The 26098-nt window shown below is 54.8% G+C and carries 27 protein-coding genes; 13 read left to right on the top strand and 14 right to left on the bottom strand.

Annotated elements, in window-relative coordinates; translation table 11 throughout:
• The 6 genes from RHM61_RS12885 to RHM61_RS12910 are packed head-to-tail and all read right to left on the bottom strand — an operon-like array spanning position 1 to position 6033.
• Complete coding sequence (locus RHM61_RS12885) at positions 1-1320, bottom strand: sulfate adenylyltransferase subunit 1 (protein WP_322247706.1); 1320 nt, start codon at positions 1318-1320, stop codon at positions 1-3.
• Entirely contained in the window at positions 1320-2255 is a 936-nt protein-coding gene (gene cysD, locus RHM61_RS12890; protein ID WP_322247707.1) for a sulfate adenylyltransferase subunit CysD, read from the bottom strand. The genes RHM61_RS12885 and cysD overlap by 1 nt, the downstream gene beginning before the upstream one ends.
• Positions 2256-2273: 18 nt before the next feature.
• Positions 2274-2987, bottom strand: coding sequence for a phosphoadenylyl-sulfate reductase (locus RHM61_RS12895; protein ID WP_322247708.1), 714 nt, complete (start codon positions 2985-2987; stop codon positions 2274-2276).
• Entirely contained in the window at positions 2984-3502 is a 519-nt protein-coding gene (locus RHM61_RS12900; RefSeq protein ID WP_322247709.1) for a DUF934 domain-containing protein, read from the bottom strand. The genes RHM61_RS12895 and RHM61_RS12900 overlap by 4 nt, the downstream gene beginning before the upstream one ends.
• Positions 3503-3540: 38 nt before the next feature.
• Entirely contained in the window at positions 3541-5247 is a 1707-nt protein-coding gene (locus RHM61_RS12905; protein WP_322247710.1) for a nitrite/sulfite reductase, read from the bottom strand.
• 12 nt (positions 5248-5259) lie between these two features.
• Positions 5260-6033 (bottom strand): sulfite exporter TauE/SafE family protein, encoded by a 774-nt coding sequence (locus tag RHM61_RS12910; RefSeq protein WP_322247711.1) that lies wholly within the window; start codon positions 6031-6033, stop codon positions 5260-5262.
• A 187-nt stretch (positions 6034-6220) separates the two neighbouring features.
• Here RHM61_RS12910 and RHM61_RS12915 point away from each other — a divergent pair, with 187 nt between their 5' ends.
• Together RHM61_RS12915 and RHM61_RS12920 are read left to right on the top strand one after the other, a co-directional pair.
• Entirely contained in the window at positions 6221-6430 is a 210-nt protein-coding gene (locus RHM61_RS12915) for a hypothetical protein (RefSeq protein ID WP_322247712.1), read from the top strand.
• Positions 6431-6591: 161 nt separating this feature from the next.
• Complete coding sequence (locus tag RHM61_RS12920; protein WP_322247713.1) at positions 6592-7512, top strand: methyltransferase domain-containing protein; 921 nt, start codon at positions 6592-6594, stop codon at positions 7510-7512.
• A gap of 58 nt (positions 7513-7570) precedes the next feature.
• Here RHM61_RS12920 and RHM61_RS12925 read toward each other — a convergent pair whose 3' ends face one another.
• The 3 genes from RHM61_RS12925 to RHM61_RS12935 form a co-directional block, all read right to left on the bottom strand.
• Positions 7571-8569 carry a sulfate ABC transporter substrate-binding protein gene (locus RHM61_RS12925; RefSeq protein ID WP_322247714.1) on the bottom strand — a complete coding sequence of 333 codons (999 nt, stop codon included), beginning with the start codon at positions 8567-8569 and terminating at the stop codon, positions 7571-7573.
• A 160-nt stretch (positions 8570-8729) separates the two neighbouring features.
• Positions 8730-10913: a TonB-dependent receptor gene (locus RHM61_RS12930; protein ID WP_322247715.1), complete on the bottom strand. Its 2184-nt coding sequence runs from the start codon at positions 10911-10913 to the stop codon at positions 8730-8732.
• A gap of 140 nt (positions 10914-11053) precedes the next feature.
• Positions 11054-11416 carry a hypothetical protein gene (locus RHM61_RS12935; RefSeq protein ID WP_322247716.1) on the bottom strand — a complete coding sequence of 121 codons (363 nt, stop codon included), beginning with the start codon at positions 11414-11416 and terminating at the stop codon, positions 11054-11056.
• Between the two features lie 224 nt (positions 11417-11640).
• Here RHM61_RS12935 and RHM61_RS12940 point away from each other — a divergent pair, with 224 nt between their 5' ends.
• The 8 genes from RHM61_RS12940 (at position 11641) to RHM61_RS12975 (ending at position 19677) form a co-directional block, all read left to right on the top strand.
• A complete protein-coding gene (locus tag RHM61_RS12940; protein ID WP_322247717.1) occupies positions 11641-12663 on the top strand; it encodes a methionine ABC transporter ATP-binding protein in 1023 nt (340 codons plus the stop codon).
• Between the two features lie 2 nt (positions 12664-12665).
• The gene (locus tag RHM61_RS12945; RefSeq protein WP_322247718.1) at positions 12666-13325 is read left to right on the top strand and encodes a methionine ABC transporter permease; all 660 of its coding nucleotides are present in this window, start codon (positions 12666-12668) and stop codon (positions 13323-13325) included.
• Positions 13326-13367: 42 nt separating this feature from the next.
• Positions 13368-14171: a MetQ/NlpA family ABC transporter substrate-binding protein gene (locus RHM61_RS12950; protein WP_322247719.1), complete on the top strand. Its 804-nt coding sequence runs from the start codon at positions 13368-13370 to the stop codon at positions 14169-14171.
• A 102-nt stretch (positions 14172-14273) separates the two neighbouring features.
• Positions 14274-14714, top strand: a complete 441-nt coding sequence (locus tag RHM61_RS12955; RefSeq protein ID WP_322247720.1) for a MarR family winged helix-turn-helix transcriptional regulator — start codon at positions 14274-14276, stop codon at positions 14712-14714.
• A 132-nt stretch (positions 14715-14846) separates the two neighbouring features.
• Positions 14847-15122 (top strand): YtcA family lipoprotein, encoded by a 276-nt coding sequence (locus RHM61_RS12960; protein ID WP_322247721.1) that lies wholly within the window; start codon positions 14847-14849, stop codon positions 15120-15122.
• Positions 15123-15144: 22 nt separating this feature from the next.
• On the top strand, positions 15145-16176 hold the full coding sequence (gene mdtN / locus RHM61_RS12965; RefSeq protein WP_322247722.1) for a multidrug transporter subunit MdtN: 1032 nt from the start codon (positions 15145-15147) through the stop codon (positions 16174-16176).
• A 43-nt stretch (positions 16177-16219) separates the two neighbouring features.
• Positions 16220-18226 (top strand): FUSC family protein, encoded by a 2007-nt coding sequence (locus RHM61_RS12970; RefSeq protein ID WP_322247723.1) that lies wholly within the window; start codon positions 16220-16222, stop codon positions 18224-18226.
• Positions 18226-19677, top strand: a complete 1452-nt coding sequence (locus RHM61_RS12975) for an efflux transporter outer membrane subunit (RefSeq protein WP_322247724.1) — start codon at positions 18226-18228, stop codon at positions 19675-19677. The genes RHM61_RS12970 and RHM61_RS12975 overlap by 1 nt, the downstream gene beginning before the upstream one ends.
• A gap of 67 nt (positions 19678-19744) precedes the next feature.
• Here the strand turns inward: RHM61_RS12975 and RHM61_RS12980 are convergent, their stop codons facing one another.
• From RHM61_RS12980 to gloB, 3 genes are all read right to left on the bottom strand, one after another.
• A complete protein-coding gene (locus tag RHM61_RS12980; RefSeq protein ID WP_322247725.1) occupies positions 19745-20320 on the bottom strand; it encodes an elongation factor P in 576 nt (191 codons plus the stop codon).
• A gap of 120 nt (positions 20321-20440) precedes the next feature.
• A complete protein-coding gene (gene earP / locus RHM61_RS12985) occupies positions 20441-21628 on the bottom strand; it encodes an elongation factor P maturation arginine rhamnosyltransferase EarP (RefSeq protein WP_322247726.1) in 1188 nt (395 codons plus the stop codon).
• 12 nt (positions 21629-21640) lie between these two features.
• Positions 21641-22426: a hydroxyacylglutathione hydrolase gene (gene gloB / locus RHM61_RS12990; protein ID WP_322247727.1), complete on the bottom strand. Its 786-nt coding sequence runs from the start codon at positions 22424-22426 to the stop codon at positions 21641-21643.
• An 8-nt stretch (positions 22427-22434) separates the two neighbouring features.
• On the opposite strand from gloB, the gene RHM61_RS12995 reads away from it, so the two are divergent.
• From RHM61_RS12995 to RHM61_RS13005, 3 genes are all read left to right on the top strand, one after another.
• Positions 22435-23199 carry a class I SAM-dependent methyltransferase gene (locus RHM61_RS12995; protein ID WP_322247728.1) on the top strand — a complete coding sequence of 255 codons (765 nt, stop codon included), beginning with the start codon at positions 22435-22437 and terminating at the stop codon, positions 23197-23199.
• Positions 23200-23234: 35 nt separating this feature from the next.
• Positions 23235-23687: a ribonuclease HI gene (gene rnhA / locus RHM61_RS13000; RefSeq protein ID WP_322247729.1), complete on the top strand. Its 453-nt coding sequence runs from the start codon at positions 23235-23237 to the stop codon at positions 23685-23687.
• A 357-nt stretch (positions 23688-24044) separates the two neighbouring features.
• On the top strand, positions 24045-24431 hold the full coding sequence (locus RHM61_RS13005) for a hypothetical protein (RefSeq protein WP_322247730.1): 387 nt from the start codon (positions 24045-24047) through the stop codon (positions 24429-24431).
• Between the two features lie 36 nt (positions 24432-24467).
• Here the strand turns inward: RHM61_RS13005 and RHM61_RS13010 are convergent, their stop codons facing one another.
• Complete coding sequence (locus RHM61_RS13010) at positions 24468-25103, bottom strand: CatA-like O-acetyltransferase (protein ID WP_322247731.1); 636 nt, start codon at positions 25101-25103, stop codon at positions 24468-24470.
• 59 nt (positions 25104-25162) lie between these two features.
• On the bottom strand, positions 25163-26098 hold the full coding sequence (gene tal, locus RHM61_RS13015) for a transaldolase (protein ID WP_322247732.1): 936 nt from the start codon (positions 26096-26098) through the stop codon (positions 25163-25165).

The following is a 26098-nucleotide window of genomic DNA, read 5'->3' on the forward strand; positions in this document are numbered from 1 at the left end:
TCAGTCTGCCAAGTGGATCATGCCGGCAGCCACGGTTTGATGGGTGACTTCATCGATGAGAATGAAGGCACCGGTCGAGCGCAAGTCGGCATAATCATCGACGGCCAGCGCTTGCCCAACACTGATCGAGACGGTGGCGATGTCGTTGAGCTTGAGGCTGTCGGCCGGGCGCGTTTGCTGAGTGTTGATATCGAGCAGGGTATCGACCGCCGTGACGCGCGCCGCGACTTGTTTGGTGGTGTGTTTGAGCCAGTATTTACGGCCGACATCGAGCGCATCTTCTGACAGCCAGCACAGATCGGCCTTTAAGGTTTTCAACTGAGTGGCAGGACGGTCGGCACCGGCCAGCATGTCGCCACGCGAGATGTCGAGGTATTCATTGAGCAGCAAAGTTACCGATTGGCCGACCACGGCCGATTCCAGTGAGCCGTCCAGAGTTTGGATATCTTTGACCGTGGCAATTTGTCCGCTCGGTTGGACGATCAGGCGATCGCCCTTGCTGACTTTGCCGGCTTCGATACGACCCATGTAACCACGGAAGTCATTGGCTTCATGACCGTTGTGACGCGCGACCAGTTGTACCGGAAAGCGAAACGGTTCATCGTGGCAGGCGTCGTAGACGCTGAGCGACTCGAGCAATTCGATCAGAGTAGGACCTTGATACCATGCCAGCTTATCGCTGGCGCTGACAACATTGTCACCGGCCAAGGCGGACAGCGGAATAGGGTGTATGGTTTTGAGTCCGAGTTGGGCGGCAAATTTACTGTACTCGGCGATGATGCGGTCATAGATCACTTGGTCATAGTTGACCAGATCCATCTTGTTGACGGCAACGATCACATGTTCAATTTTCAGCAAATGGGCGATGGTCGAGTGACGCTTAGTCTGCACCAACAAGTCGACGCTGCCGTCGTCGTTGAGCTTGACTTTCGAGACGTCGACTAAAATCACCACGGCGTCGGCCGTCGAGGCACCGGTCACCATATTACGGGTGTATTGTTCGTGGCCCGGAGTGTCGGCGATGATGAACTTACGCTTCGGTGTAGCGAAATAGCGGTAGGCTACATCGATGGTAATGCCTTGTTCGCGTTCGGCTTCGAGGCCATCGGTCAGCAAGGACAAGTCGATGGTGTCACCGACGGTGCGCTTGTGCTTGGCGCGTGACATCGCATCGAGCTGGTCGGCGAAAATGCCTTTGCTATCGAACAGCAGACGGCCGATCAAGGTGCTTTTGCCATCATCGACGGAGCCGGCAGTAATGAAGCGCAACAGACCGCGTTCGATGCCCGTGTTGAGGTTGAGAGTTTGAACGGCAGTCATCAGAAATATCCTTCTTTTTTACGTTTTTCCATCGAAGCTTCCGATGTTTGATCATCCATGCGGGTAGCGCCGCGTTCGGTAATTTGCGTGACTGCGGTTTCGGCGATGATCGCTGCTACCGTGGCGGCATCGGACGACACCGGGCAGGTGCAGGAAATATCGCCGACGGTACGGAAACGCACGATCTGGGTTTCCACGGTTTCACCTGGCAGCGCTGGTGTCAGGTGAGTCAGCGGTACCAACAGGCCATTGCGCGGGATGACTTGGCGTTCGTGGGCGAAATAAATTTGCGGCAATTCGAGTTTTTCGCGCGCGATATATTGCCAAACATCGAGTTCAGTCCAGTTCGAGATCGGGAACACACGCATGTTTTCACCGGCATGCACGCGGGTATTGTAGAGGTCCCATAGCTCAGGACGCTGAGCTTTTGGATTCCACTGGCCGAATTCATCGCGGAAGGAAAAAATCCGTTCTTTGGCGCGGGCTTTTTCTTCATCGCGACGGGCACCGCCGATGCAGGCATCAAATTTGTGCGCCGCGATGGTTTCGAGCAGGGTGACGGCTTGAGCCGCATTGCGTGAATCGGTGGCCGGATTGCGCAGGCGTACAGTACCGCGTTGTATCGAGTCTTCCACTGAGCCAACGATCAAGCGTTCACCGAGTTCGGCCACGCGTTTGTCGCGAAACGCGATGACTTCGTCGAAGTTGTGGCCAGTATCGATGTGTACCAGCGGAAACGGGAATTTACCGGGACGAAAGGCTTTTTCAGCCAAGCGCAGCAAGACGATGGAGTCTTTACCACCGGAAAACAGCAGCGCCGGGTTGCCGCATTCGGCTGCCACTTCACGCATGATGTGGATGGCTTCGGACTCCAGCCAATCGAGATGGCGATTACTCGCGGCATCCATAAAATCTTGTTCTTTGACAGTGTTCATCATGTCTCTTTTCTGTATTCAGCTGACTTGTTTAATTCGAATCAATTTACCGTCGACGACGTGCAAACCGCATTCTTTCGATTCCGGATTTTCCCACCACCAGCGGCCGGCGCGCACATCTTCACCGGCTTCGATGGCACGCGTGCAGGGTTCGCAACCGATGGACGGATAGCCTTTGTCATGCAAAGGATTGTACGGCACATTGTTAGTGCGAATATAGTGCCAGACATCGTCTTGCGACCAATCCGCCAGCGGATTGAACTTTTGCATGCCGTGCGCCGCATCGTCTTCCTGCATTGCCAGTTCGGTACGGGTGGCCGCTTGCGCGCGCCGTTGGCCGGTGACCCAGGCGGTTTGGCCAGCTAAAGCACGATTGAGTGGTTCGACCTTGCGGATGCGGCAGCATTCTTTACGCATCTCGACACTGTCGTAAAACGCATTGAGGCCGTGTTGTGCGACATAGTCTGCGACTGCGGCCGGCTCGGGACGGTACAGCGCGATGTCGGTGCCGTAGGTTTCCTTGATGCGCTCAATCATACCCAGGGTTTCGGCGTGCAGACGACCGGTTTCGAGCGAAAAAATACCGATGTTGTATTTGCCGCGCAAAATCATATCGGTCAAGACCATGTCTTCGGCCGCCAAGCTCGAGGCGAATACCGCCGGCGCGAAATCGCGCGCGATGGTTTCCAAGCAGCTCAGACTGACAGCCAGACGGGCGGCGAAATCGCTCATGCTGCGGCTCCGTCACGACGGCGGAACAGTGGATTTTTTTCATCCCATGAGGTCTGGTATTTTTCCGAAAAATCGGTCAGACCTTTGATGGCATCGTTAATGTCTTTATCGGCGCGTACGGCATATTCATTGAAGCCAACGCGCTGCATGTAAAACAATTGATCGCGTAAAACGTCGCCGATGGCGCGCAAGGCACCGGTATATGCGCAACGGGTGCGCAGATTGTGGGCGATGGAATAGCCGCGGCCATCCGAAAATTTCGGAAAATCGACTGCCAACAAGGCAAAGCGCGAGAGGTCGTCACCGAGATCTTTGGCTTGTTCAGCACTACCAAACCAGATGGCCAGATCCTTGCGCTGTTCCAGTGCGACCCGCTGCAGCAACCATACCTGCAGCGGTATGATGGTCTTACCAGCCGGAACGGCAACGGCATCGGCGGTTTCACCCTCGGCCAGTCGCAGTACGCTCCAGTCGTCGGCCACAATGGCCTTTCCTTGAATAATTTTACTCGTCATGTTCGCTCGCGATTCGGTAACGGTGTAGTAGCAACGGTTTAGTAAGAAACCAGCGAACCGGCATCTTCGCCATAGTGTTCGGTAGTTTTGATCGGCGTGGCATAGACAAATTCTTTAAACGGTGCGACACCCAGTCTTTGCGCGGTATCGATGAAGCGTTCATTCTCTTGACGTTCGCGCAGATAAACTTTGATCAAGCGTTCTATCACTTCCGGCATTTGGCCGGCTGAGAATGATGGGCCGATGATTTTTCCGATGGCGGCAGCATTACCTTGCGCACCGCCGATAGACACCTGGTACCACTCACTGCCATCTTTGTCGACCCCAAGTATGCCGATATGGCCGACGTGGTGATGACCACAGGCATTGATACAGCCCGACATATTGAGTTCGATTTCACCGATGTCATGCAAGTAGTCGAGGTCGCTGAAACGGTCGGTGATGTCTAAGGCGATGGGAATCGATTTGGCATTGGCCAGGGAGCAGAAATCGCCACCTGGGCAGCAAATCATATCGGTCAGCAAGCCGATGTTCGGCGTTGCCAAGCCATGGGCCTTGGCTTCCTGCCAAACCGCAAACAATTCGGCCAAGCGCACATCGGCCAGTACCAAATTCTGTTCATGTGTAACGCGCAGTTCGCCGAAGCTGTATCGATCGGCCAGGTCGGCGATGAAATCCATTTGTTCGGCCGTAGCGTCGCCCGGTGGAACACCCGGTTTTTTCAGCGACAAGACCACCGCCGCGTAACCAGGCTGCTTATGCGCTTTGACATTGCGCTTGACCCAATTGGCGAAGGCTTTGTTGTCCTTCAGTGCTTGTTCGTAGGCGGCATCGGTACTGGTCAACGGCAGGTAGTCGGGCGTACTGAAAAAGCTGGCGACGCGCTGCAACTCGGCTTCGGTCAGCGTGGCCGGACCACCTTTGATATCGGCCCATTCGGCTTCCACTTGGGCGCGGAAGACATCGGCACCGATGGCTTTGACCAGAATCTTAATACGTGCCTTGTATTTATTATCACGGCGGCCGTGTTGGTTATAAATCCGCAGGATCGCTTCCAGATAGGTCATGACATGTTGCCATGGCAAGAATTCGCAGATCACACTGCCGAGGATAGGTGTGCGTCCCATGCCGCCGCCAACCATCACGCGAAAGCCGACTTCGCCGGCTTGGTTATGGATCACGGTCAGGCCGATATCATGCACGGCGATGGCGGCGCGATCTTCCTTGGAACCATTGATGGCGATCTTGAATTTACGCGGCAAATAAGCGAATTCCGGATGGAAGGTGGTCCATTGACGCAGAATTTCAGCATACGCGCGCGGATCGATGATCTCATCGGCGGCGACGCCGGCGAATTCATCCGAGGTGATATTGCGCATGCAATTGCCGGAAGTTTGAATCGCATGCATTTCCACCTGTGCCAATTGCTCCAGAATGTCCGGGGTATCTTCGAGGTTGATCCAGTTGTACTGAATGTTTTGGCGCGTGGTGAAATGGCCGTAGCCGCGATCGTACTTGCGCGCGATATGGGCAAAGGTGCGCATCTGTGCCGATGACAGCATGCCGTAAGGGACGGCGACGCGCAGCATATAAGCGTGCCGTTGATAATACAAACCGTTTTGCAAGCGCAAAGGCAGGAATTCTTCTTCCGTCAGTTCGTCGGCTTGGCGACGGCGTACCTGATCACGGAATTGCGCGATACGCTCTTGTATGATCTGGTGATCGTGGTGGTCGTAACGATACATCTTGGTTTGCCCTTAAAAAACGAGTTTGACGGCCACTAAGGTCAGGGTCGTCGCTAATATGCCGCGTAAAAATTTTTCCGGTACGGCGCGTGCTGCCAGCGAACCGATCGTGATACCCGGCAGCGAACCGAGCAGCAAAGCGCCGAGCAAGGCCCAATCGATCGAACCCAGCCACCAGTGGCCGAAGGCGGCAATCGCTGTCAGTGGCACCGCGTAGGCGATGTCGGTGCCGGCGATGTGCGCGGCCGACATGCGTGGATATAACATCACCAGCAAAGTCGCGCCGATGGCACCGGCACCGATCGACGAAATCGTCACCAAGGTACCGAGTAAGGCACCGGAGACGATGGTGGCGATTGCCAACTGACGGCCTTGCAATTGCTTTTCCGGATGATTGTTGAGCCAAGTCATCATTTTACTTTTGAAAAGCAAGGCAATCACGGTTAACATGACAGAAATTGCAATTGAGTAGCGAATGATCTGAGCAATTTCCTTATTCAGGCTACCGAAATGCTTCAGGCTCAGCGTTGCCAGTAAGGCCGCCGGTAGTGCGCCATAGCAGAGCAAGCGCACCACATGCCAGTCGACCGTGCCGCGCAAACGGTGGGTAAACGTGCCGGTGGCCTTGGTAATCGAGGCGAAGGCGAGGTCGGTACCGACCGCGACGGCGGGCGAGACGCCGAACAACAGTGTCAACAACGGCGTCATCAGCGAGCCGCCGCCGACACCGGTCAAGCCGACCAGCGTACCGACGGCAAATCCGGAAATAATATAGGTGAAGGTCATATTGCTCCAAACAAAGTAGCTCAATCGTAATGAGTTCGAGCATTTTTCCCAACTACTTAGTATTTATTTGCTTATATGTGGTTTTGATATAAGTAACATCAGTGAATAAATATTGATTTTATGTTAACTTTTTGCACTGCTCGGCCGTGCATCTGTTTGCCTTGATCCTTCACTTCGGGAGTTTGTCATGTTGCGTTGCTATGTATTGTGCTTGCTGTTATTGACAGCGCCGCTGCTGCCAGCCGAACCGGCACCCTGGTATCGTTGGCATAGTACGACGGCCGATGCGGTGGTTTGCTCACAAACTTCACCTGGCGCGTTTTGGCAGCGTGCTGACACGCCTTACAAAGATGCGCGTTGCACGATTTTGCTTGAGCCTTCGTCGCGGCGATTCTGATTAATTTGCCCTAAAGCATGAATTGAAGCGGATTTACAGCTGAATTCGCGCCTTTGTTTTTTTTCCTTCCCCGCATAATCATGACAAATGCCCTACCGCTTAGAACGCAGCCGCGTTCCCGGTGCGCAAAGCCAGCTACCGGCATGGAATGAGGAGATGTGATGTTGAATGAGCGCGAAGCAGAGAGTTGCTATCTCGGACAATTTATACCTTTGCAATACCATCACAATATGCTGATGGATGCCAACCGCATGGATAACTTTAAGGCAGCGATTCAGCGTCAAGTGTTCGATGGCGCGAAAGTACTGGAACTCGGCGGCGGCACCGGCGTGTTGTCGTGGTTTGCGGCGCAGAGTGCGGCCAAAGTGTATTGCGTCGAGTTTAATCCCGATATGGTCGCCGAAGCGCGCCGTTTGCTGGCGAAAAACCGCGACGGTGACAAGGTCGAGGTAATTCATGCCGATGCCTTCGAATATTTACCACCCGAACCGGTCGACGTGGTGATATGCGAGATGATACATGTGGCGATGCTGCGCGAAAAGCAAGTCGAAGTGATAGAAAATTTCAAACAGCGCTACTTGGAAAAATTCGGCGGCCCTCTGCCGATTTTTATTCCGGAAGCGGTAGTGATGGCGGTGCAGCCGGTACAACAAACCTGCGATTTTCTCGGTTATCAGGCGCCGATCATTCAGTTTTTGCAACCCGGCGTATTTTCCGCTGATACCCGCGAATTGGCACAGCCGGCACTCTACAGCGTGATCGACTTTACCCAGACGAATGGTTTGCAGATCAGTTGGGCAGGCAGCTTCACGATAGAGCAGGGCGGCAGTGTGACGGCGCTGCGTTTCATTACCAAAAATATTCTGGCCGTGTTGATGGAAACTGGCGGCACGATCGATTGGCTCAATCATTATTTATCCTTGCCCTTGGATGAGGCGGTCGAGGTCAAGGCCGGTGATATCTTGGAACTCAGTTTCAGCTATCGCGCCGGCGGCTCGTTCGCGTCCTTACAAAACTCCATCAAGGTTCAAGTTAAATCGGCTGCCTTGCGTAGTCAGCATTTGTCGTTGGTAGTCAGTTAATTTGGCTTTCAGTTGAAAAGAACGCCGTTCAATTTGATTGAACGGCGTTTTTTACTGCTTATTTATTTTGATACAACTGATCGAATTCGCCACCATCGTCGAAATGTTTCTTTTGCACTTGCTTCCAGCCGCCGAATACTTCTTCCAACGTGAACAGGGCGATGGGCTTGAAGTTGGCCGCGTATTTTTTTGCGGCGATGGCCGAGCGCGGGCGGAAATAGTGGCGCGCAGCGATATCTTGTCCCGCTTCCGAGTAAAGGAATTGCAAATAGGCGGTGGCGGCTTTGCGCGTGCCGAGTTTGTCGACCACTTTATCGACTACGGCCACGGGCGATTCGGCCAAGATAGAGCTGCGCGGGTAGACAACGTCGTAGTGATCGCCAAATTCTTGACGCACTAATTGCACTTCATTTTCAAACGTCACCAGCACATCGCCGATGTCGCGTTGGGTAAACGTGGTGGTGGCACCGCGGCCGCCGGCATCGAGCACCGGTACATTTTTAAACAGCCGGCCAACCAAGGCGCGCGCTTGCGCTTCGCTGCCGCCGGATTTGATGACCGAACCCCAAGCAGCCAAATAGGTATAGCGGCCGTTACCCGAAGTTTTAGGGTTAGGCACGATGACTTTCACGCCGGGTTTGCCGAGATCTTCCCAATCGGCGATTTTTTTAGGATTGCCTTTGCGGGTTAAAAACACCATGGTGGAATAAAACGGTGCCGAATTATTCGGTAATAATTTTTCCCAGTTAGCTGGCAATAAACCCTTTTCAGCCAGAATATCGATGTCACTGGCTTGGTTCATGGTCACGACTGAAGCATTGAGGCCGTCGATGACCGAGCGCGCTTGCTTGCTCGAGCCACCATGCGATTGCTTGATGACCACAGTTTCGCCGCTTTTCTTTTGCCATTCAGCAATGAAAGCGGGGTTGATATCTTTGAATAATTCGCGCGTCACATCATACGAAGCATTGAGCAATGGCTCGGTGGCGTGCGCGGCAGCGCTGACGATACCGAAGCTGAGCAAGAGAGCGGTAAACAGGCGGGAAGAAGTTTTCATCGTGCAATCCGGAAATAGGGTGGTGCTATCTTGCGCAGTTTTTGCAATCTTGGGAACGACAGTATTGTGCTTTGTATAGATGAAAAACGCATAAAGACCAGCTTTCATATAAAAAACAGGCAGATTGCGGTCTGCCTGTTTGCTTTACATGCCGGCCAGTTTAAAAACTGGTCGATAAGCCGAGGTAAAGCGTGCGTCGCGCGCCGTATTGTGGCGCACCGACGCCGACGCCGGAACCGTCGCGCAGCAAATAGACTTTATCGAACAGATTGAGCAGCGAGAGCCGCGCTTCGAGATCGCCGACGATGGTTTTTTTCCAATTATGCACCAGTGCCGCGTTGAACACCGTATACGAGTTCAGACTGGCTGAGTTGGGTGCGCCACCGTCCGGGGTTTTACGTAAGCCACTGCCGTAGAGGAAGTCACCACTGATCTGCGAGTCGCCGAAATGATAATGCGCACCACCGGAAACCGTGTAGGTCTGGTCATGATCGACGTAGATGTCATGCTTGGCGATATACGCCAATTCGTCCGGACCGAACAGCGATTGGCTGGAAATGATGTTGCTCGCCTGGGCTTTTTGCAGTGATACATTGAGGAAGCCACCCCAATTGCGTTGACTGTAGATGGCGGCCAATTCCAAGCCCTTGGCATAGCCTTGCTCGTAATTGAACGGCGACAGGATCAGCGCTTGACCGAACTGTCCTTCGTCGAGCATATTGCGGATTTTTTTGTAGTAAAGGTCGGCTGTCAAGCTCAGCTCTGGGCTGACTTGATGGCTGAGACCGATATCAAAATAATGCGTGCGTTCCGATTTGACATTGTCGGACAGGGCGGTCTGCGCGGCATTGCTGGTGCCGGTATACAGATTGATGCTCGCTTGTGAAGCCAATTCTTGTGGCGGCGGCGTGAAGTAGCGCGAGTAGCCGGCGTGGAAGGCGGTAGCATCGCTGAGTTTGTAAGCGAGGTTGACGCGCGGACTCCATTGCTGTTCTTCGACGAAGGCCGAGACTTTATCAAAACGTACCCCGTAATTGACGGTTAAGGGTGCGCTGACACGCCACTCATCTTGCAGGTAAAGGCTGCTTTGATGGCCGGTTTTGCTGGAATTGTCGACGATATCGAAGGCGCTGGCCGAGCTGGCCGTGCCGCTGGCATCGACCGGGAACACGCTGACGGTGTTATTGCTGGCGCTGTTTTGCCGCGTATACGCGAAACCGGTGCGCAGCGTATGGTTGGCATTGAGCGGGTAACTGAAGTCGCCTTGCAGACCGGCCGAGGAGTTGGAGCGCAGGGTATCGGAAGCGACGCCGTTATAAATCAGGTCGCCGTTGCGGTCGGGCGTGAAATGCAGTTCAGAATATTGTTTGAAGGCGGATAGCTGAAAATTCACGGCACCGAGGCTTTTTTGGTAAGACAACACCAAGAAGCGATTGATCTCGCGTTGATTTTCATTCAAATCGGCCGAAGCCAGGCTGCTGCTGCCGGCTGCGGCATCGCTGACACCGGCCAGAGAAAACGCCGGACTCTGAGCCGGATTATTCGGGATTTGAAATTTCCCTTGATAGGTACCGAACATCATGCCCAGACGGGTGCTATCGTCGAGGTAGTAAGACAGGTTGCCGAAGCTTTTGCTTTGGCGGGTTTCATCATGCAGCGCCGTGCGGCTGGCTGTCGGATTTTCTATACCGAGGCTGTTGGACAGATAACTGCCGGATAAGTAGTAATTGAAAGCCCCGACGGTGCCGAAAAATTCGGCGCTGGGATTGCTGTAATTATGTGCGCCGAGCAAGACACCGATGCGTCCACCTGGCGTGGTATGGCCTTCTTTGGTTTGGATGTCGACGACGCCTGCGGTACGCAAACCGAACTGAGCTGGCAGTGCGCCGGTCATGAAGTCGGTTTCGGCGATTTGGCGGGTATCGATCGATTGACCGAAACCGGTGATACTTTCTGGCAGTTGTACCCCATTGATACGGTACTGAACATTGCCATGTTCATCGCGCACATGCAGGCCGCCCGAGGCTTTCGAATCTTGGGCGACGCCTGGTAAGCGCAGCAAGACTTCGTTGAACGGCGTCGAATCGCCTTGGCCCAAGCTGTCGACCATGTGCTGGTCGATCGAATAGATGGTCGTGCCGATTTTCGGTGATAAGGCGGTGCGCGCATTTTTCAAATGGGTCGCGGTAATTTCGACGGTGGTGGCGGCAGTGCTGCTGGCAGCGCTGTCGCTGGCGGCCTCGTTAGTGAGCTCGTTGCCGGCGGCAGTGGCGACAGCATGCAGCAGTAAGTTGCCGAAGATGCCGGCCAATAAAGTAGGTAAGGGGCGGAGACGGAATGACATGGTAAGCCTTTGATACAGAGTTTTTATTCAGTGCCAAATAGCAGCGGCTGCCATGTAGGCGGTGCTGTTTGGCGAGCAGGGTAGACAGGCACAGCAGCGCGACAAATTGGTCGCGCTGGGCAGTCAGTTGTGGAAGTGGCTCAGTGCCGTGTGGGCGGGCCGCAGCCGGGTGGCAGCAGTCGTGGTGCGGCGAAGTCGCGCAGTACCGGCGTGGCCGGCAGCAGCAGGTAGAGCAGGATGATGAGGCACAGCGCCAAGCTGGCCGGTGGTGTCGCTAAATCGGCTTGGTTGGCTACTGCGGTACAGATCGAGCACGCCTGATCTTCGATACGATCGGCGTGGTGATGCGTGGCTGCGGTCGCGCTTAGCAAAACAAAGGCCAAGGCCGTGATGATGGCCATCACACTGCGTCGGCCGCCGACGACAAGCCGCATCAAGCAAGCCGATAGCGGCGAGGCAAGATGGTGCTGGCGGCGAGCCGTAACGGCGCGGGTGTGACGCATGAAACAATCATCCGGTAAAAAAATGTGAGCAGCAAATAGTAGCAAAAATCTGGAAGATGTCGGAAAAAAAATGGCTTTGACCGGGACAGGATGCGCCGCTGATTTTCATTCAGCCGTATTTCCTATAGACACGATTTGCATATGCAAGTGATTTTATATGATTGGAAAGTGTAAGGAGATTTGATTATCATACGAAACTTCTGCATTTCTTGAAGTGGTATTGAGTGATTCATATTGAACAAGTTGAAAAAATTTATCGTGTCGGCAATCGTGAGGTGCATGCCTTACGCAATATTGACCTGTCTGTCCGCAAGGGTGAGATTTTCGGCATCATCGGACGTTCCGGTGCCGGCAAGAGCAGTTTATTGCGGGCGCTGAATTTACTCGAACGCCCGAGTGCCGGCAAGGTATTCATCGATGGCGTCGACATCATGGGCCTCGATGCGGCCGGTTTGCATGCACTGCGCCAACGCACCGGCATGGTGTTCCAGCATTTCAATTTATTGAATGCCAAAACGGTGGAGCAGAACATCGCCTTTCCATTGAAGTTAGCCGGTGGCTTTACTTGTGAACAAAAGCGCGAGCGCGTCGCCGCTTTGCTAGCATTGGTAGGCTTGACTGAGCAGGCGCATCAGTATCCGGCGCAATTGTCGGGTGGCCAAAAGCAAAGGGTCGGCATCGCGCGCGCATTGGCGAATTATCCGCAATTATTATTGTGTGATGAGGCGACATCGGCACTCGATCCCGAAACCACGCAATCGATTTTGCGTTTGCTATTACAAATCAATCAACAACTCGGTTTGACTATCGTGCTCATTACGCATGAGATGCAGGTGATCCGGACTATCTGCGATCAAGTCGCCGTGCTGGAAGCTGGCGAAATCGTCGAAACCGGTGCCGTTAGCGATGTGTTCTTGCACCCGCAACATGCAGTGACGCAAAGTATGGTGGCGGAGCATCAGGCCCTGTCACCCGATTTATTCGAGGCGCAGCGCGCCGGCAGCTTGCTGCTGCGCTTGACCTATGTTGGTAACACCGCGCATGAACCGGTGTTAAGCCGAGTCGCGGCGCAAACCGGTGCCGAATTTGTGATTTTGCAAGGCACGATAGGGCGTATCAAAGATATTCCTTATGGCCAGTTACAAATTGCGTTGACGGCCAGTCCGCAGCAAACCGAAGCAGCCTTGGCTTTGTTGCGTGCCGCCGAGGTGCGGGTGGAATTGATTGCCAGTGAAGGAGGACAGTAAACATGGATTTTTCACACATAGATTGGGAAGATATTGCCCAAGCGACCCTTGATACCCTGACCATGACCGGCGTCTCGCTGGCCTTGACGGTTGCACTCGGCTTGCCCTTGGGTGTGTTGTTGTTCCTGACCGGGAAAAAGCAATTGCTCGAACAGCGCGGCATCTATGCCTTGCTGTCGCTGTTGGTGAATGTACTGCGCTCGGTACCGTTCATTATTTTGCTCATCGTACTCATTCCCTTGACGGTTTTTTTGGTCGGCACCTCGCTAGGCGTGGCCGGCACCATCCCACCCTTGGTCATTGGCACCACACCGTTCTTTGCGCGCTTGGTCGAGAACGTCTTGCGTGAGGTTGATCGCGGCATCATTGAAGCTTGCCAAGCTATGGGCGCGAAAACCTATCAAATCATCATTCATGCCTTGCTGCCGGAAGCCTTGCCTGGTTTGCTGGCGGCCGTAACGGTGACGGCGATTGCGCTGGTCTCGTATGCGGCAATGTCGGGTGTGATCGGCGGCGGTGGTCTCGGTGATCTGGCGCTGCGTTATGGTTATCAACGTTTTCAAACCGATGTCATGGTCGTCACCGTGGCGATTCTGATCTTGCTGGTGCAGTTGCTGCAATTTTTCGGTGACCGGCTGGTACTGCGGTTTACCCGCAAATAAATCTTTGTCTTTCAATTCTGTTTTTTTAAAAAGGAAATCATCATGACATGTTCATTGCAAACCCGATTTACCCACTTAGTCGCCGCCGGCGCGCTGGCGCTGATCGCCACTTCTGCTGCGGCAATCGATACCTTGACGATCGCCGCTACGCCGGTACCGCATGCGGAAATTTTGGAATTCATTAAACCGCAATTGGCCAAGCAAGGCGTGGATTTGAAAATCAAAGTGTTTACCGATTACATACAACCGGCCGTGCAAGTGAATGAAAAGCATCTGGATGGGAATTTTTTCTTGCACCAACCGTATCTGAATGAATTCAAGAAAAGTCATCCTGACGATCTGGAAGTCGTGATCGCAAAAGTGCATGTCGAACCGTTCGCCGCTTATTCGAGTAAATACAAAACCATCGCCGAATTGCCTGACGGTGCTACGGTAGCGATTCCGAATGATCCATCGAATTCGGGCCGCGCCTTGTTGTTATTGGCAAAAAATGGTTTACTTAAATTGAAAGATCCGAGCAATATTTCGGCGACCAAGAAAGACATCATCGACAATCCGAAACACTTGAAATTCAAAGAACTCGAAGCTGCCACGTTGCCGCGGATTCTCAATCAAGTCGATCTGGCGCTGATCAATACCAATTATGCGATCGAAGCCAAACTCAACCCGGTCAAAGATTCCTTGTTGATCGAAGATGCCAATTCGCCGTATGCGAACTTGTTGGTGGCGCGTGAAGATAACAAAAACAGCCCGGCCTTCAAGAAACTGGCAGCGGCATTGAATTCGCCGGAAGTAAAAAAATTCATCCAAGAGAAATACAAGGGCGCAGTCGTTCCAGCGTTTTAAGTTCCTCAGGGCAGGCTTGCATTTACCTGCCTGGGCAGCATATCATGTAGTGAAACACGCCACCCCGGCGTGTTTCACTCTGCCTCTTGCGGGCCAGGCCAGATGACAAATTCCTTTGATGTCAGCGATTACCAGCGTTATGCCCAAGCGGCGCGGTTGGTGGCGCGCACCCATATCAAACTGGTCGAGGCGCTCGATGCCGAATTAGCCGCCTTCGATATCTCTACCGCTCAATACGCGGTGATGGCGGCACTGGTGGCCGGTCGCGCCCATACAGCGGCGCAAATTTGCCATGAATTGTCTTACGATTCCGGTGCCATGACACGCATGCTCGACCGCTTGGCGCACAAAGACTTGCTCTTGCGAAAACGTAGCCTCGACGACCGCCGCACCGTGCTGGTGGAATTGACGGCACACGGCCAAGCTTTATATCCGGCCATGTTAGCCCGCACCAACTTGGTATTGCGCCAGTTTTTCACGCGTTACGAGGGAGATGAACTCGAAACCTTGGCCGCGCTGCTGCAAAAAACCGCCATCAGCTGATTTGCTCCCCGGTAATTTTTCCTTGCTTGCTACGTAGTTCTGCGTAGATTGCTGCCTTGACAGTAGCTGCCTAGGCAGTTAATATTCTGACTTAATATATATTTAATCAGCCCAAACATCGGAGATCGCTGCATGCAAAGACCAACTGTCAGTCTGACTTGGCTGCTGAGCGCCGCCACCAGCACTGTGCTGTGCGGCTGCACCAATGCGCCATCGCTCAATTTTCTCGGGGCATATTTCCCCGACTGGATGTTTTGCCTTTTGCTTGGCTTGGTACTGATGATGGCGTGGCATGGCTTGCTCAGTTTAGCTGGCTGGCGGGCGGCCGTGCAGACGCCGGCCAGCTTATTGATGTACGCGGTGTTCGCGGCCATCGTCGCCATGCTGACTTGGCTGTTGTATTTTTAGAATTAATTCAAGGATTTTCTCTATGTTTGCTTCTTGGTCAATTGCGCTACGCCGCAGCATGCTCTTGCTTGCGCTATGCGTCGCCGCTGCCTTGTTGATACTGGTGGTGTGGCGGCTCGATACTGCGCCGCGCACCGATGATGCCTATGTGGCGGTCGATGTGGTGCACGTCGCGGCCGAAGTCAGCGGCCGCTTAGTCGATCTGCCGATCAAAGATAATCAGGCGGTACGCGTCGGCGAGGTCTTGTTTCGTCTTGATGCGCGTCCCTATGAACTGGCGGTGAGTAGGGCAGCAGCCAACTTACAAGCGCTCGAGAGTGACATCATGCTGGCGCAGCGTGCGGTGACGGCGCAGAAATTTGCCGCCGCCGCCGCCCGGGCCGGAGTGGTGCGCGCCGATGTCACTGCGCGCCAGAGTGCGGCCACCTTGGCCAGAGTCGAGCCCTTGTTGGCGCAAGGCTATGTGGCTGCCGAGCAAGTTGATCAAGCGCAGACGACGCGCCTGACTAGCCAAGCGCAATTGCTCACGGCCGAATTGGAGGCGCAGCGCGCCAATGCCGCCGTCAGTGGCATCGAAGCGCTGGTGGCGCGGCGCGCCGTGTTACAGGCGGAATGGGAGCAAGCCAAGCTCAAGCTTGCCTACACCACCGTCAGAGCGCCGTTTGATGGCCGCGTGATCGGCTTGAAAATTTCCACTGGCGAAATGGTCGATGCCGGCCATGCCGTGTTCACCTTGCTCGATACGCGCCACTGGTATGTGATTGCCAATTTCCGTGAAACGGAACTGGCGCACATCACGCCGGGACGGGCGACGCAAGTGTATTTACTCAGTGACAGCACGAAAGCCTACCAAGGGGTAGTCGAGTCGGTCGGTTATGGCGTGTATCCGGAAGAGGGTGGGGCGGAAACCGCTGGCTTGCCGCGCGTGCCGCGAGCCATCAATTGGGTGCGCGTAGCGCAACGTTTCCCGGTACGTATTTTGGTGCAAAACCCGGATCCGCAACAATTCCGTCTCGGCTTGTCGGCCGTGGCGGTACTCAAAGCGCAGCCATAAAATGCAAGCCGGCAATCCGAGCTCCGAGTCTCCGTCTGTGCTGATGGATATATATCGTTTTTGCGTACAAGAATTCGCTCCGTTCCCCGGTCGCGGTCGCGCGCTGCTGCGCTATCTGCTCAGTTGTACCATCGTGATTCTGTGCAGCATGACGCTGCAACTACCATTTCTGGCGGTATCGCTGATTTTAGTATTTTTTACCATACAAGAAAATACCGTACTGACCCGGGTGTCGGCCTTGGTGTTGATCAGTGGCAGCACGCTGGCGGTATTGGCCTTGCTGCTCTTGCTCAAGTGGACGATTGAACTGCCCTTGCTGCGCTTGTTAGGAACGGCGTTGATCGCCCTGTCTGGCCTGGTGTTCATGCGTACCAGCAAGTTTGGCGGTGCCGGGTTCTTGCTGGCCTTGTTCACCACCAACTTACAAGGCATGGCCGATGTGACCAGTGACCCGGAATTACTCACACGCACTCTGTTGTGGGTGTGGGTGGCACAAGTCTATCCGGTGTTGGTGACGGTGACGGTGAACTTTCTTTTATTGCCGGCACAACCGTTACAATTGCTGGAACGCGAATTGCAGCGCCAATTAGATGTGGTGATGGGGCAAATCAAACAGCGTTTGCAACATCAAGCGGCGCTGCCGCTGCCACTGGGCGCGCTTGAGCACGCCATGTTGAGCGCGCATCGCCATTTGAGTTTTGTCATGATGGCCGATCGCACTGCCGTCAACCGTCAGGGTGCCTATCTGATGCAAATGCATGTGATTGACCGTTTGCATACCGCGGCGCTGCACTTGTCGCGCTTGCCCGTGGACAGTGGTGAGCACGATGCGCTGTGGCAGCAATTGCTGTCGCGTTGCGACAGCTTGCGCAAAGACCCGCTCGCCTTGCCCGACAGATCGACTGCCGCCTTGCTATTAGCTGAGCCAAACGCGGCGCAGTCTGCCACTGCGGTCTTGTCTGAAATGGTGCATGCGATCAATTCTTTGGCACGCAGCGGCAGTTTGGAATCCTTGCCAGCAGCACAGCCGCTGGCCGCAGCCAGCGATGTGTGGAGTAATCCCGTGTATTGGCAGTTTGCTTTGAAAACCCTGTTGGCAGCATTTTTTTGTTATTTTTTGTATTCGGCCGTGCAATGGCCGGGCATACAAACGGCGATGGTGACGTGTTTAGTGATGGCCTTGCCGAGTACCGGTGCGAGCACACACAAGGGCTTACAGCGCTTGATAGGCTGCGCAGCAGGCAGCGTGCTGGCGCTGCTGTCTACGGTGTTTCTGGTGCCGCATCTGGAAGGGGTGGCTGGTTTGCTCTTGCTCAGTTTGCCAGTGCTGACCGTGGCCGCCTGGATTGCGGCCGGCTCGGCGCGCAGCAGCTACATCGGCACGCAATTAGCGTTTGCCTATGCCTTGGCCTTGCTCGGGCAGTTTGCGCCATCGGTCAATTTGCCGGAAATTCGTGACCGCTTGCTCGGCATTGCAATCGGTGTTGCGGTGTCGTTGACCATCTATACCTTGCTGTGGCCGGAGTCGGAACAAGGGCGTTTGCAGCAGATGTTGGCGCGTTTGTTGCAAAGCATAGGCAGCATGGCGCGCGTCGGCATCAATGGTGGCGACGCTGGCTTACGCGAATTGGAGTTGGCACGTTTGCACAGTTACACACTGCTGGCGCAAAATCGCGACTTGCAAGCGCGGGTGGCGCTGGAAGCCGGATGGCAACTGACGCATGGCAGCCCGGATTTGCAAACTTGGTTGGCCCAAGCGCAGGAAACGCTGCTTGCCGTCAATGATATACAAACGCAATGGCATCACGCCAACATGGACGCTGAGTCCGAAGCATGGCGCGCGGTGCCGCCTTTGCTGCTGGCTGCCGCGACCACGCTGGAAGCGCTGGCGCTGCGTTTGGCGAATGCAAGCGCGACGGAAATGGCCACCGATGCGAGGCTGTGGCTGCAGCCGCTAGAGCTCGGTTTGCCCGCGTCGGCGCAAGTCTTGAACCGCTGCATCGAGCAATTAGCCTTGCATCCTTTGCACTTTCCCTCTGTGAGAACCTGATGAAGCCTGATCTTTTATGTCGACCGCAGCGTTGGCGTTGGCCACTGGCGGCAAGCGCCCTCGTACTGCTCAATGCTTGTGCCATGCTGGCCAAAGAAAGTCCGCAACTGGCCCTGATCGACCCGGCCCAGGTGCGCCTCGAGCAAGCGCCGCCGCCGGCTGCGTCGGAGTGGCCGCAGACGCAGTGGTGGCAGCAGTATGGTGATGCGCAATTGAATAGCTTGATGGAAAGAGCGCTGCAGCAAGCGCCGCTGATGGCGGTCGTCGATCAAAGGCTGGTGGCCAGTCGTGCTAATACGGCTTTGCAGCATGCCAGCGGCGGTTGGTCGCTGAACTTCGGTGCCAGTCTTGATCGCCAAGATGTCTCGGCTAATGGTTTCTTGGCACCCTATGCACACAGCGGCGAAGGCATGACCGGGCCTTGGTATACCGAAGGCTCAGTTGGTGTGAGCGCCGAGTACCGCGTTGACCTATGGGGTAAGGAGCGCGCCGCCGTTGTCGCGGCGCTCGGTGTCGAGCGCGCGCGCGCGGCCGAAGCCGCGCAAGCGCAGCTACAACTGACGCACCGCATCGCGCTTGAGTACTATGCCATGCAAACCGAATTTGCCCGACTGGCCTTGCTGCAGCAAGCGCAGAGCTGCGCGACGGCGCTGCAAGCAGCCCATCAAGCCCGCGTCGCGCGTGGTATCGAAGCGGCGGGACCCTGGCAACTGGCACAGGTGCGCGATTTGGAATTGCAAAAACAAGTAATGGAAACCACCGCTGCACTGCGCATGGCACGCGAAAGTTTGCGCGCACTGGTTGGTGCCGGCCCCGCTGATTTTCCAGTCTTGCAAGTGCAAGTGTGGCCGCAGCGGCCGGCACCGGTGCCAAGCAGCTTGGATTACCAATTGCTGACGCGTCGTGCTGATTTACAGGCGGCGCGCTGGTATGTGGAATCGGCACTGAGCCAGCTAGAAGTGCGGCGTGCGGCGTTTTACCCGAGTTTTGATATCAAGGCCATGTTGGGCCTCAATGCCTTGCATCTTGATGATTTGCTGCATAGCTCGAGTACCCAGTTTAATCTCGTGCCCGGTTTGAGCTTGCCGATCTTTGACAGCGGTCGCCTCAATGCCGCGTTGGCTGGTGCGCGCGGTCAGAGTAATGTATTGATTGCCCAATATAACCAAGCCGTCATCGATGCCGTGCGCGACGTCGTCACCGGGCAGATTGCCTTGCAAAATATCGATCAGCAATTGAGCTTGGAGCAGGCTAAGCTGACGGCTGTGTCGTATCAGTTGCACAGCGCCCAGGCGTATTATGAGCGTGGTGTTGGCGATGAATTGGCCGTGCTGGAGGCGCGTTTGCCGGTATTGGCTGAGCGCAGTCATCTGCTGGAATTGCGTCAGCGTCAGATTACTGCGGCACTGAATTTAATCCGTGCCTTAGGTGGCGGTTATCAGGCTGGCTGAACAACAAGTCACGCATAAAAAAACGCGGCCACATCAAGTGGCCGCGTTTTTTTACAGCGACGTGGTCTTAGTTACGGACGACGCGTTTGTATTCGTTAGTACGGGTATCGATTTCGATGACATCGTCTTGGCTCACGAACAGTGGCACTTGTACGATATGGCAATGCGCTTCGACAGCGTTTTCGATTTTAGCTTGTTTCAGAACGTTGCCCGAAGTGTTGCCTTTGACAGCTGGTTCCGAGTACACGATTTGACGTGCTATCGTGGTTGGCAATTCAACCGAGATCGCTTTACCATCGTAGAAAATCGCTTCGCATTCCATGCCATCTTTGAGGTAATGCAAGGCGTCGCCGAGGTTTTCTTCTTCGATTTCATATTGTTCGTAATCGGCATCCATGAAGACGAACAGCGGATCAGCGAAGTACGAATACGTAACTGGTTTTTTATCGAGCACGATCACGTCAAACTTGTCATCACCGCGGAACACGTTTTCCAACGGGCTGTTGGTCAACAAGTTCTTCATTTTCCACTTGTAGGTGAAGCCTGTGCGGCTCGAGCCGTTGACATCGGAGCGCAGCACGATCATTGGCTTGCTGTCGACCATAATAATGTTGCCAACACGAATTTCTTTTGCAGGTTTCATAGCGAATATACGTAAAAAGGTGGTTGCATAAAAATCATCTGTTGCATACTGGCAAAAAGCCCCGCAAGCTCAGGTCTGATTGAATTTAAAATTCGATAAAATTTAACCGCATATTTTACCTTAAATTTGGGCCGCCGCTGCATTAACTGCAGCCAGCCCGGTGGTAAAACGCAGCAAATTGCTACTGAAATCGCCATTTTCCAGCATTTTTTGCTCCCATACGCGCGCGCATGCCTCGATCTCGGGCAATTCCTGCATCAACGCCGGCCATACTGTCGCCCAGTCGGTGGCGCTGGTCGTGACGGCATTCCAAGCCAGACTGGCAGCGCGTAGCTGGCTGCCGGCGGCATCATGAATCTGTAAAAATGCCTGTAATTTGCGATGATGCAGTGCTTCATCTTGCGGATAGATATGCCAGATAAAGGCTTTTCTCGCCCATTGCGCGCGCACGAAAGAATCTTCGCCACGCACAAAATTGAAGTCGCAGGCCCACAGCAGGCGGTCATAGTCGTCTTGCGGCATGAAGGGCACGATACACAGCGTCAGGGCCGCGCGCGTATAGCGCTGGCCGCTGCGTACTGGTTCGCCGAGAAAGGCCGTCAGCGCCGCCTCGGCTACCCCAGCCGGGACGATGCAAGTAATCGGCCGGGCTTGCTGTTGCCAAGCCGTGAGCAAGGCTGCGACCGGCGCTTCTTGGTAAGCGAACAGCGACACCTTGAAGGCGGCGCGCTCGGCCGGCGTCAAGCCCCATTGCCCGAAAAACACCGCGACCGCCGCAGTATCGGCTAAAAAAGCCTGACGTCGCGCCGCCAGATCGGCTTCGCGCAGCAAACCGCCGGTAGCCGCATTAAAACCGGGAAAGAAAAAATGCTTGGTCAGCGGCAAGCGCGGATGCGGCGAAGGCAGGGTATGACAGCCTTCAACCCATGATTCGGCCGTCAAACCTTCGAAATTAATCCAGACTGGACGCACGGCGCACGCCGCCATGGCGCGGATGTAGTCGGGCGGTATATCGCAGGCAAAAAATTCGACCACGATGTCCGCCACCTCGGCTGCCGTGTAAGTGCCGGCTTGATCGCGCCACGCCACGATGCGCACGCCGGCAATCTCTTGCTCAGCTAAATTGGGGTCGAGCGGCGGGCAAATCCGCGCAAAACTGAGTAAATCGTCGACCCACAGGCTGACGGCAACGCCATGTTCGCGCTGCAACTGACGCGCGAAACGCCAGCAAATGCCGATGTCGCCATAGTTATCGACGACGCGACAAAACAGCGCCAGAGTCGGCGCGCAGGAAAGAGTGATAGACATGGTGAGCAAACTTTAAGCGTAATGGTTTTTCCATTCGCGCAGAGCAGCGAAATGACTGACAGCATCTTGATCGGCTGAAATTTTTTGTTCTGCCAACAAACCCGCGATCACGCCGGCTTCACGGATACGCAAGAAGGGATTGGTTTGCTTTTCCAGCCCGATCTGAGTTGGCACGGTAGGAATGCCTTGCTCGCGCCGCTGTTGCTCGCGCACGCTGCGCTCTTGCAGCGCGGTATTATTCGGTTCCACCGCGCGGGCGAAGCGCAAATTCGACAGCGTATATTCGTGTGCGCAATAGACTTCAGTGGCATCGGGCAGCGCTGCCAGCTTTTCCAGTGAATGGAGCATTTGTGCCGGCGTGCCTTCGAACAGGCGTCCGCAACCACCGGCGAACAGCGTGTCACCGCAAAACAACCAGGCTTGTGCTTGGCTGTAATAGGCAATATGACCAGCCGTGTGGCCGGGCACGGCGATGCAACGCAAGTTCAAGTCGAGTTCCGGCACATGCACACTGTCGCCATCTTCGAGCGCCACGGTCACGCAAGCGATGCCATCATGGGCTGGCCCATACACCGGTACCGGATGCTGGGCCAACAACGCCGCCACGCCGCCGATATGGTCAGCATGGTGATGAGTGAGTAAAATGGCCGATAATATCAGCCCGTGTGCGGCCAGCGCATGTAAGATAGGAACTGAATCGCCCGGGTCGACCACGGCGGCATGGCTGCCATTATGGATGATCCACAGGTAGTTATCGTTAAATGCGGGTACTGTCAACACACTGAGAGAATGGTTCATAGATCAACATGGATGGATTGGAATCACCCATTATAGACCTCGATGCCTGGTTGGCGCTGTCGGCCGGGCAATATGTCTTGGCGCAGGAGCGCGTGCTGTTCGATGCCATGACGGCCGATATTTTCGGCTACCATGCGCTGCAGATCGGCATGCCACAAATTGATGCGCTGGCCGCCAGCCGCATGCCGCGGCGTTGGCTCAGCAATACCGCGCTGTGCGCCGAGCCCGGTAAGTCGGCGCGGCCTATCGTGGTCAGTCACGATTTTACCGAATTACCGTTTGATGCCCACAGCATGGACTTGGTGGTGTTGCCGCATGTCTTGGAATTTGCCAGTGAACCACATCAAATCTTGCGTGAGGTCGAGCGCATCTTGATACCGGAAGGGCGCTTGATCATCAGCGGCTTTAATCAAGCCAGTATGTGGGGTGCACGCCAACTGGCAGCACGCTTGGGCGCACCTGCTTATTTGCCGCGCGAAGGCGAATTCATCAGCGCGAAGCGCCTCAAAGATTGGCTGAAATTACTGAACATGGAAGTCGGGCGCATCGATTTTCGTTGCTATGCGCCGCCGTGCCGTTCGGATAAGTGGCTGCAGCGTTATCATTTCATGGAAGCGGCCGGACAAAAATGGTGGCCCTATTTCGGCGCAGTGTATATGATGCAAGCCGTGAAACGCGTGCGTGGCATGCATCTGATCGGACCAGCCGTGAAACGACGGCGACCGGTGCGCGGCAATGCCGTGGCCGTGGTCAACAAGAGCGGGCCCGATTGACGCGGCCAGTAACAACAAAAAAATCAAAGATAGCCATGGATAAAATCGAAATTTACACCGACGGCGCTTGCAAGGGTAATCCTGGCACCGGCGGTTGGGGTGCCTACATGATTGCCGGCAGCAATGAAAAAGAACTGTGCGGCGGCGAAAAAGAAACCACCAATAACCGCATGGAATTGATGGCGGTAATACAGGCACTGGCCGCGCTCAAACGTCCTTGCCAGATCATTCTCCACACCGACAGCCAATATGTGCTCAAGGGAATCACGGAATGGATCAAGGGTTGGAAAGCCAAGGGCTGGAAAACTGCGGCCAAGGCCCCGGTCAAAAATGTCGACCTGTGGCAAGCGCTCGACGCCGCCCAAGCGACCCATGAAATCGAATGGCGCTGGGTGCGTGGTCATACCGGCAACCCCGGTAATGAGCGTGCCGATCAGTTGGCGAATCGTGGGGTGGAGATGGTGTTGTCGGGGCGAGTGGTATCCTGATTTTTCGGCCAGGTTTGTTTGCCAAGCCTCACTCATATGATTGACGTCCACTCCCACCTTAGCCTGACGGCTACTGCTTAGGCAGAAAGAGGCTGTCGCAAAAGGCTTTTCAGTCGACGTCCTTCCCGCATGCCGCAGCCTCGTCATTCCCGCGTGCTTTTGGCGGGAACCTGGCGTCGTTTTTAACACTGAAAACATCATCATTTCTGGCATGTTCAGTTAAGCACGAACGTCGCTGGATTCCTGCCAAAAGCGCGCAGGAACGACGTGGCCACCAGTTGGGGTAATGATACCGACTCAATACCCTTTTGCGACAGCCTCTGAAGGCCGGGATTGCAAACCCTGGTCAGATTTTTGATGAAAAAATATATTGCCATGGTTTGCGTCACAGCTCTTTTCTCGCACTCTGGCTATGCGGGCAACGACGCGCGTATTTCCGGGCCATTGAATGTCAATAATCGGGCCGTATTGGCAAAAATCAAGAAAGACAATCCGGTGCACTACCAGAAGATTATTCATATTTTAAGCAAGGTCGATACGAAGTCAGTCGAAGAAGCGCAGTGTTGGATGAAGGTAGAGTTCGGCGCAGAAAATATTGGATTTCAAGATTTGTTTATGCTCAGTTATCCGCCGAAAAAGAGGCTTGATTTTCAATTGGATGCGAGCTCTTACACGGCAGTGATTACATTGCGTTCGAACATGCCTTCCATTCGTTTTCTGAAATATCAGCCGCAGTGCGAGTAGTGCCGACATCGCCTGCCTGCCAGCAGAACCAAGGCTTCAAGCGACGTCCTGCAAGCCATTTTCCAAACGCTCAAGAAACTGATGAATATGCCAGCCATCAACCAAGCCATGATGGACGAAGGTAGCCACCGGCAGCAGCAGGCGACCGTCTTGTTCGTAGCATTTGCCAACTGAAATTTTCGGTACGCTGTCGCCATCATTGTGGCGGCGCGCATGGCTGATGCCGGAAAAGCTGATCCAAGGGATGGCGGAGAAGTGAATCGCATCGGTGCGTTCGTGGTGCTCGCCTATGCACAGGCCGCTGGCTTGTTTGACGAGCTCGGTGGCAGCGCTGGTGGCGCGGCTGAAAGCCGCAAACTCTTCTTGGTAAGCGATGCGGCAAAAGCCGAACGTGTGGTCGGGCCGGCTGATGGTGGCATGGGCGTGAATACTATGGTAATCGAGCACTTGGCCATCTTCGATACGCAGGCGCAGAGCTTGGGTGTGATTGACCGCAGCCAAAACTTGATGCAGATAAAATTGGAAGAACGACAGCTGCTCGCGGCGGCAGTGATCGCGTGCGGTGCGACAGTCAAGGTTGGCGACGATGCCGTGGAAAGGCTCGTCACACCGTGAGAAAAAGGCGAAATGTTCGCGCCGATTCCAGTTGGCCAAATCGATGAGGGTTTTCATAGCTGATTATTTGCGGTGCCGGCACCGCGCGGGTGCCGGCTACCGAGGTGGCCGTCGGGTCAGCGCAGGGCGCTGATCATGTGTTCCAGTTTGACCGTGTCGGCGCAGAAGGCGCGGATGCCTTCGGCCAGTTTTTCCGTTGCCATGGCATCGTCGTTAAGTTGGTAGCGGAATGCGGCTTCGTGCATGTCGATTTTTTCGACCGTACTGGCGGCAGCGATTTCCGGGCTCAGCTTGGCGCTGATGGGGTTGTTCGAGTCGGCTAATTTTTGCAGTAATTCCGGGCTGATGGTGAGCAGGTCGCAGCCAGCCAATTCCAGAATTTGCGAGGTATTGCGAAAACTCGCGCCCATCACTTCGGTGCGGTAGCCGAACTTGCGGTAGTACGAGTAGATTTTTTTGACGGACACGACACCAGGATCGTCGGCACCGAAAATTTCTTGACCGGTTTTGTTTTTATACCAGTCGTAGATGCGGCCGACAAACGGCGAAATCAGTTGGGCGCCGGCTTCGGCACAGGCGACGGCTTGGGCTAACGAGAACAACAGCGTCATGTTGCAGCGTATGCCGTCGCGTTCGAGGATTTCGGCGGCGCGTATGCCTTCCCAAGTCGAGGCGATTTTGATCAGGATACGTTCGCGGGCAATGCCGGCGGCTTCATACAGGGCGATCAGTTGGCGGCCTTTGGCGACGGTGGCGGCGGTATCGAAGGATAGGCGCGCGTCGGTTTCGGTCGAGACGCGGCCTGGGATTTGTTGCAAGATTTCGAGACCGAAGGCGATCAGCAGGTGATCGATGGTGTCATCGACCGGACGACCGACGGTGGCGCGCACGGCCGCTTCCAGCAGCGGGCGGTATTCCGGCTTTTGCACCGCCTTCAAGATCAAGGAAGGATTGGTAGTCGCATCGCGCGGCGTGTAGGCTTTGATGGCTTGAAAATCACCGGTGTCAGCGACCACGGTGGTGTATTGCTTCAATTGCTCTAATTGGTTCAT

The organism is Undibacterium sp. CCC3.4, from assembly GCF_034347425.1.
In the GTDB taxonomy this organism is placed as follows: domain Bacteria; phylum Pseudomonadota; class Gammaproteobacteria; order Burkholderiales; family Burkholderiaceae_D; genus Undibacterium.

What these genes read in the sequence shown, in the direction of transcription:
- RHM61_RS12980 (WP_322247725.1), bottom strand. Translation starts at nt 20,320, where the DNA reads ATGAAACCTGCAAAAGAAATTCGTGTTGGCAACATTATTATGGTCGAC.
- RHM61_RS13005 (WP_322247730.1), top strand. Translation starts at nt 24,045, where the DNA reads ATGAAAAAATATATTGCCATGGTTTGCGTCACAGCTCTTTTCTCGCAC.
- cysD (WP_322247707.1), bottom strand. Translation starts at nt 2,255, where the DNA reads ATGAACACTGTCAAAGAACAAGATTTTATGGATGCCGCGAGTAATCGC.
- RHM61_RS12925 (WP_322247714.1), bottom strand. Translation starts at nt 8,569, where the DNA reads ATGAAAACTTCTTCCCGCCTGTTTACCGCTCTCTTGCTCAGCTTCGGT.
- RHM61_RS12975 (WP_322247724.1), top strand. Translation starts at nt 18,226, where the DNA reads ATGAAGCCTGATCTTTTATGTCGACCGCAGCGTTGGCGTTGGCCACTG.
- RHM61_RS12935 (WP_322247716.1), bottom strand. Translation starts at nt 11,416, where the DNA reads ATGCGTCACACCCGCGCCGTTACGGCTCGCCGCCAGCACCATCTTGCC.
- mdtN (WP_322247722.1), top strand. Translation starts at nt 15,145, where the DNA reads ATGTTTGCTTCTTGGTCAATTGCGCTACGCCGCAGCATGCTCTTGCTT.
- RHM61_RS12945 (WP_322247718.1), top strand. Translation starts at nt 12,666, where the DNA reads ATGGATTTTTCACACATAGATTGGGAAGATATTGCCCAAGCGACCCTT.
- RHM61_RS12900 (WP_322247709.1), bottom strand. Translation starts at nt 3,502, where the DNA reads ATGACGAGTAAAATTATTCAAGGAAAGGCCATTGTGGCCGACGACTGG.
- gloB (WP_322247727.1), bottom strand. Translation starts at nt 22,426, where the DNA reads ATGAACCATTCTCTCAGTGTGTTGACAGTACCCGCATTTAACGATAAC.
- RHM61_RS12920 (WP_322247713.1), top strand. Translation starts at nt 6,592, where the DNA reads ATGTTGAATGAGCGCGAAGCAGAGAGTTGCTATCTCGGACAATTTATA.
- RHM61_RS12905 (WP_322247710.1), bottom strand. Translation starts at nt 5,247, where the DNA reads ATGTATCGTTACGACCACCACGATCACCAGATCATACAAGAGCGTATC.
- earP (WP_322247726.1), bottom strand. Translation starts at nt 21,628, where the DNA reads ATGTCTATCACTCTTTCCTGCGCGCCGACTCTGGCGCTGTTTTGTCGC.
- RHM61_RS12960 (WP_322247721.1), top strand. Translation starts at nt 14,847, where the DNA reads ATGCAAAGACCAACTGTCAGTCTGACTTGGCTGCTGAGCGCCGCCACC.
- RHM61_RS12895 (WP_322247708.1), bottom strand. Translation starts at nt 2,987, where the DNA reads ATGAGCGATTTCGCCGCCCGTCTGGCTGTCAGTCTGAGCTGCTTGGAA.
- RHM61_RS13010 (WP_322247731.1), bottom strand. Translation starts at nt 25,103, where the DNA reads ATGAAAACCCTCATCGATTTGGCCAACTGGAATCGGCGCGAACATTTC.
- RHM61_RS12950 (WP_322247719.1), top strand. Translation starts at nt 13,368, where the DNA reads ATGACATGTTCATTGCAAACCCGATTTACCCACTTAGTCGCCGCCGGC.
- RHM61_RS12885 (WP_322247706.1), bottom strand. Translation starts at nt 1,320, where the DNA reads ATGACTGCCGTTCAAACTCTCAACCTCAACACGGGCATCGAACGCGGT.
- RHM61_RS12930 (WP_322247715.1), bottom strand. Translation starts at nt 10,913, where the DNA reads ATGTCATTCCGTCTCCGCCCCTTACCTACTTTATTGGCCGGCATCTTC.
- RHM61_RS12955 (WP_322247720.1), top strand. Translation starts at nt 14,274, where the DNA reads ATGACAAATTCCTTTGATGTCAGCGATTACCAGCGTTATGCCCAAGCG.
- RHM61_RS12995 (WP_322247728.1), top strand. Translation starts at nt 22,435, where the DNA reads ATGGATGGATTGGAATCACCCATTATAGACCTCGATGCCTGGTTGGCG.
- tal (WP_322247732.1), bottom strand. Translation starts at nt 26,098, where the DNA reads ATGAACCAATTAGAGCAATTGAAGCAATACACCACCGTGGTCGCTGAC.
- RHM61_RS12915 (WP_322247712.1), top strand. Translation starts at nt 6,221, where the DNA reads ATGTTGCGTTGCTATGTATTGTGCTTGCTGTTATTGACAGCGCCGCTG.
- rnhA (WP_322247729.1), top strand. Translation starts at nt 23,235, where the DNA reads ATGGATAAAATCGAAATTTACACCGACGGCGCTTGCAAGGGTAATCCT.
- RHM61_RS12910 (WP_322247711.1), bottom strand. Translation starts at nt 6,033, where the DNA reads ATGACCTTCACCTATATTATTTCCGGATTTGCCGTCGGTACGCTGGTC.
- RHM61_RS12970 (WP_322247723.1), top strand. Translation starts at nt 16,220, where the DNA reads ATGGATATATATCGTTTTTGCGTACAAGAATTCGCTCCGTTCCCCGGT.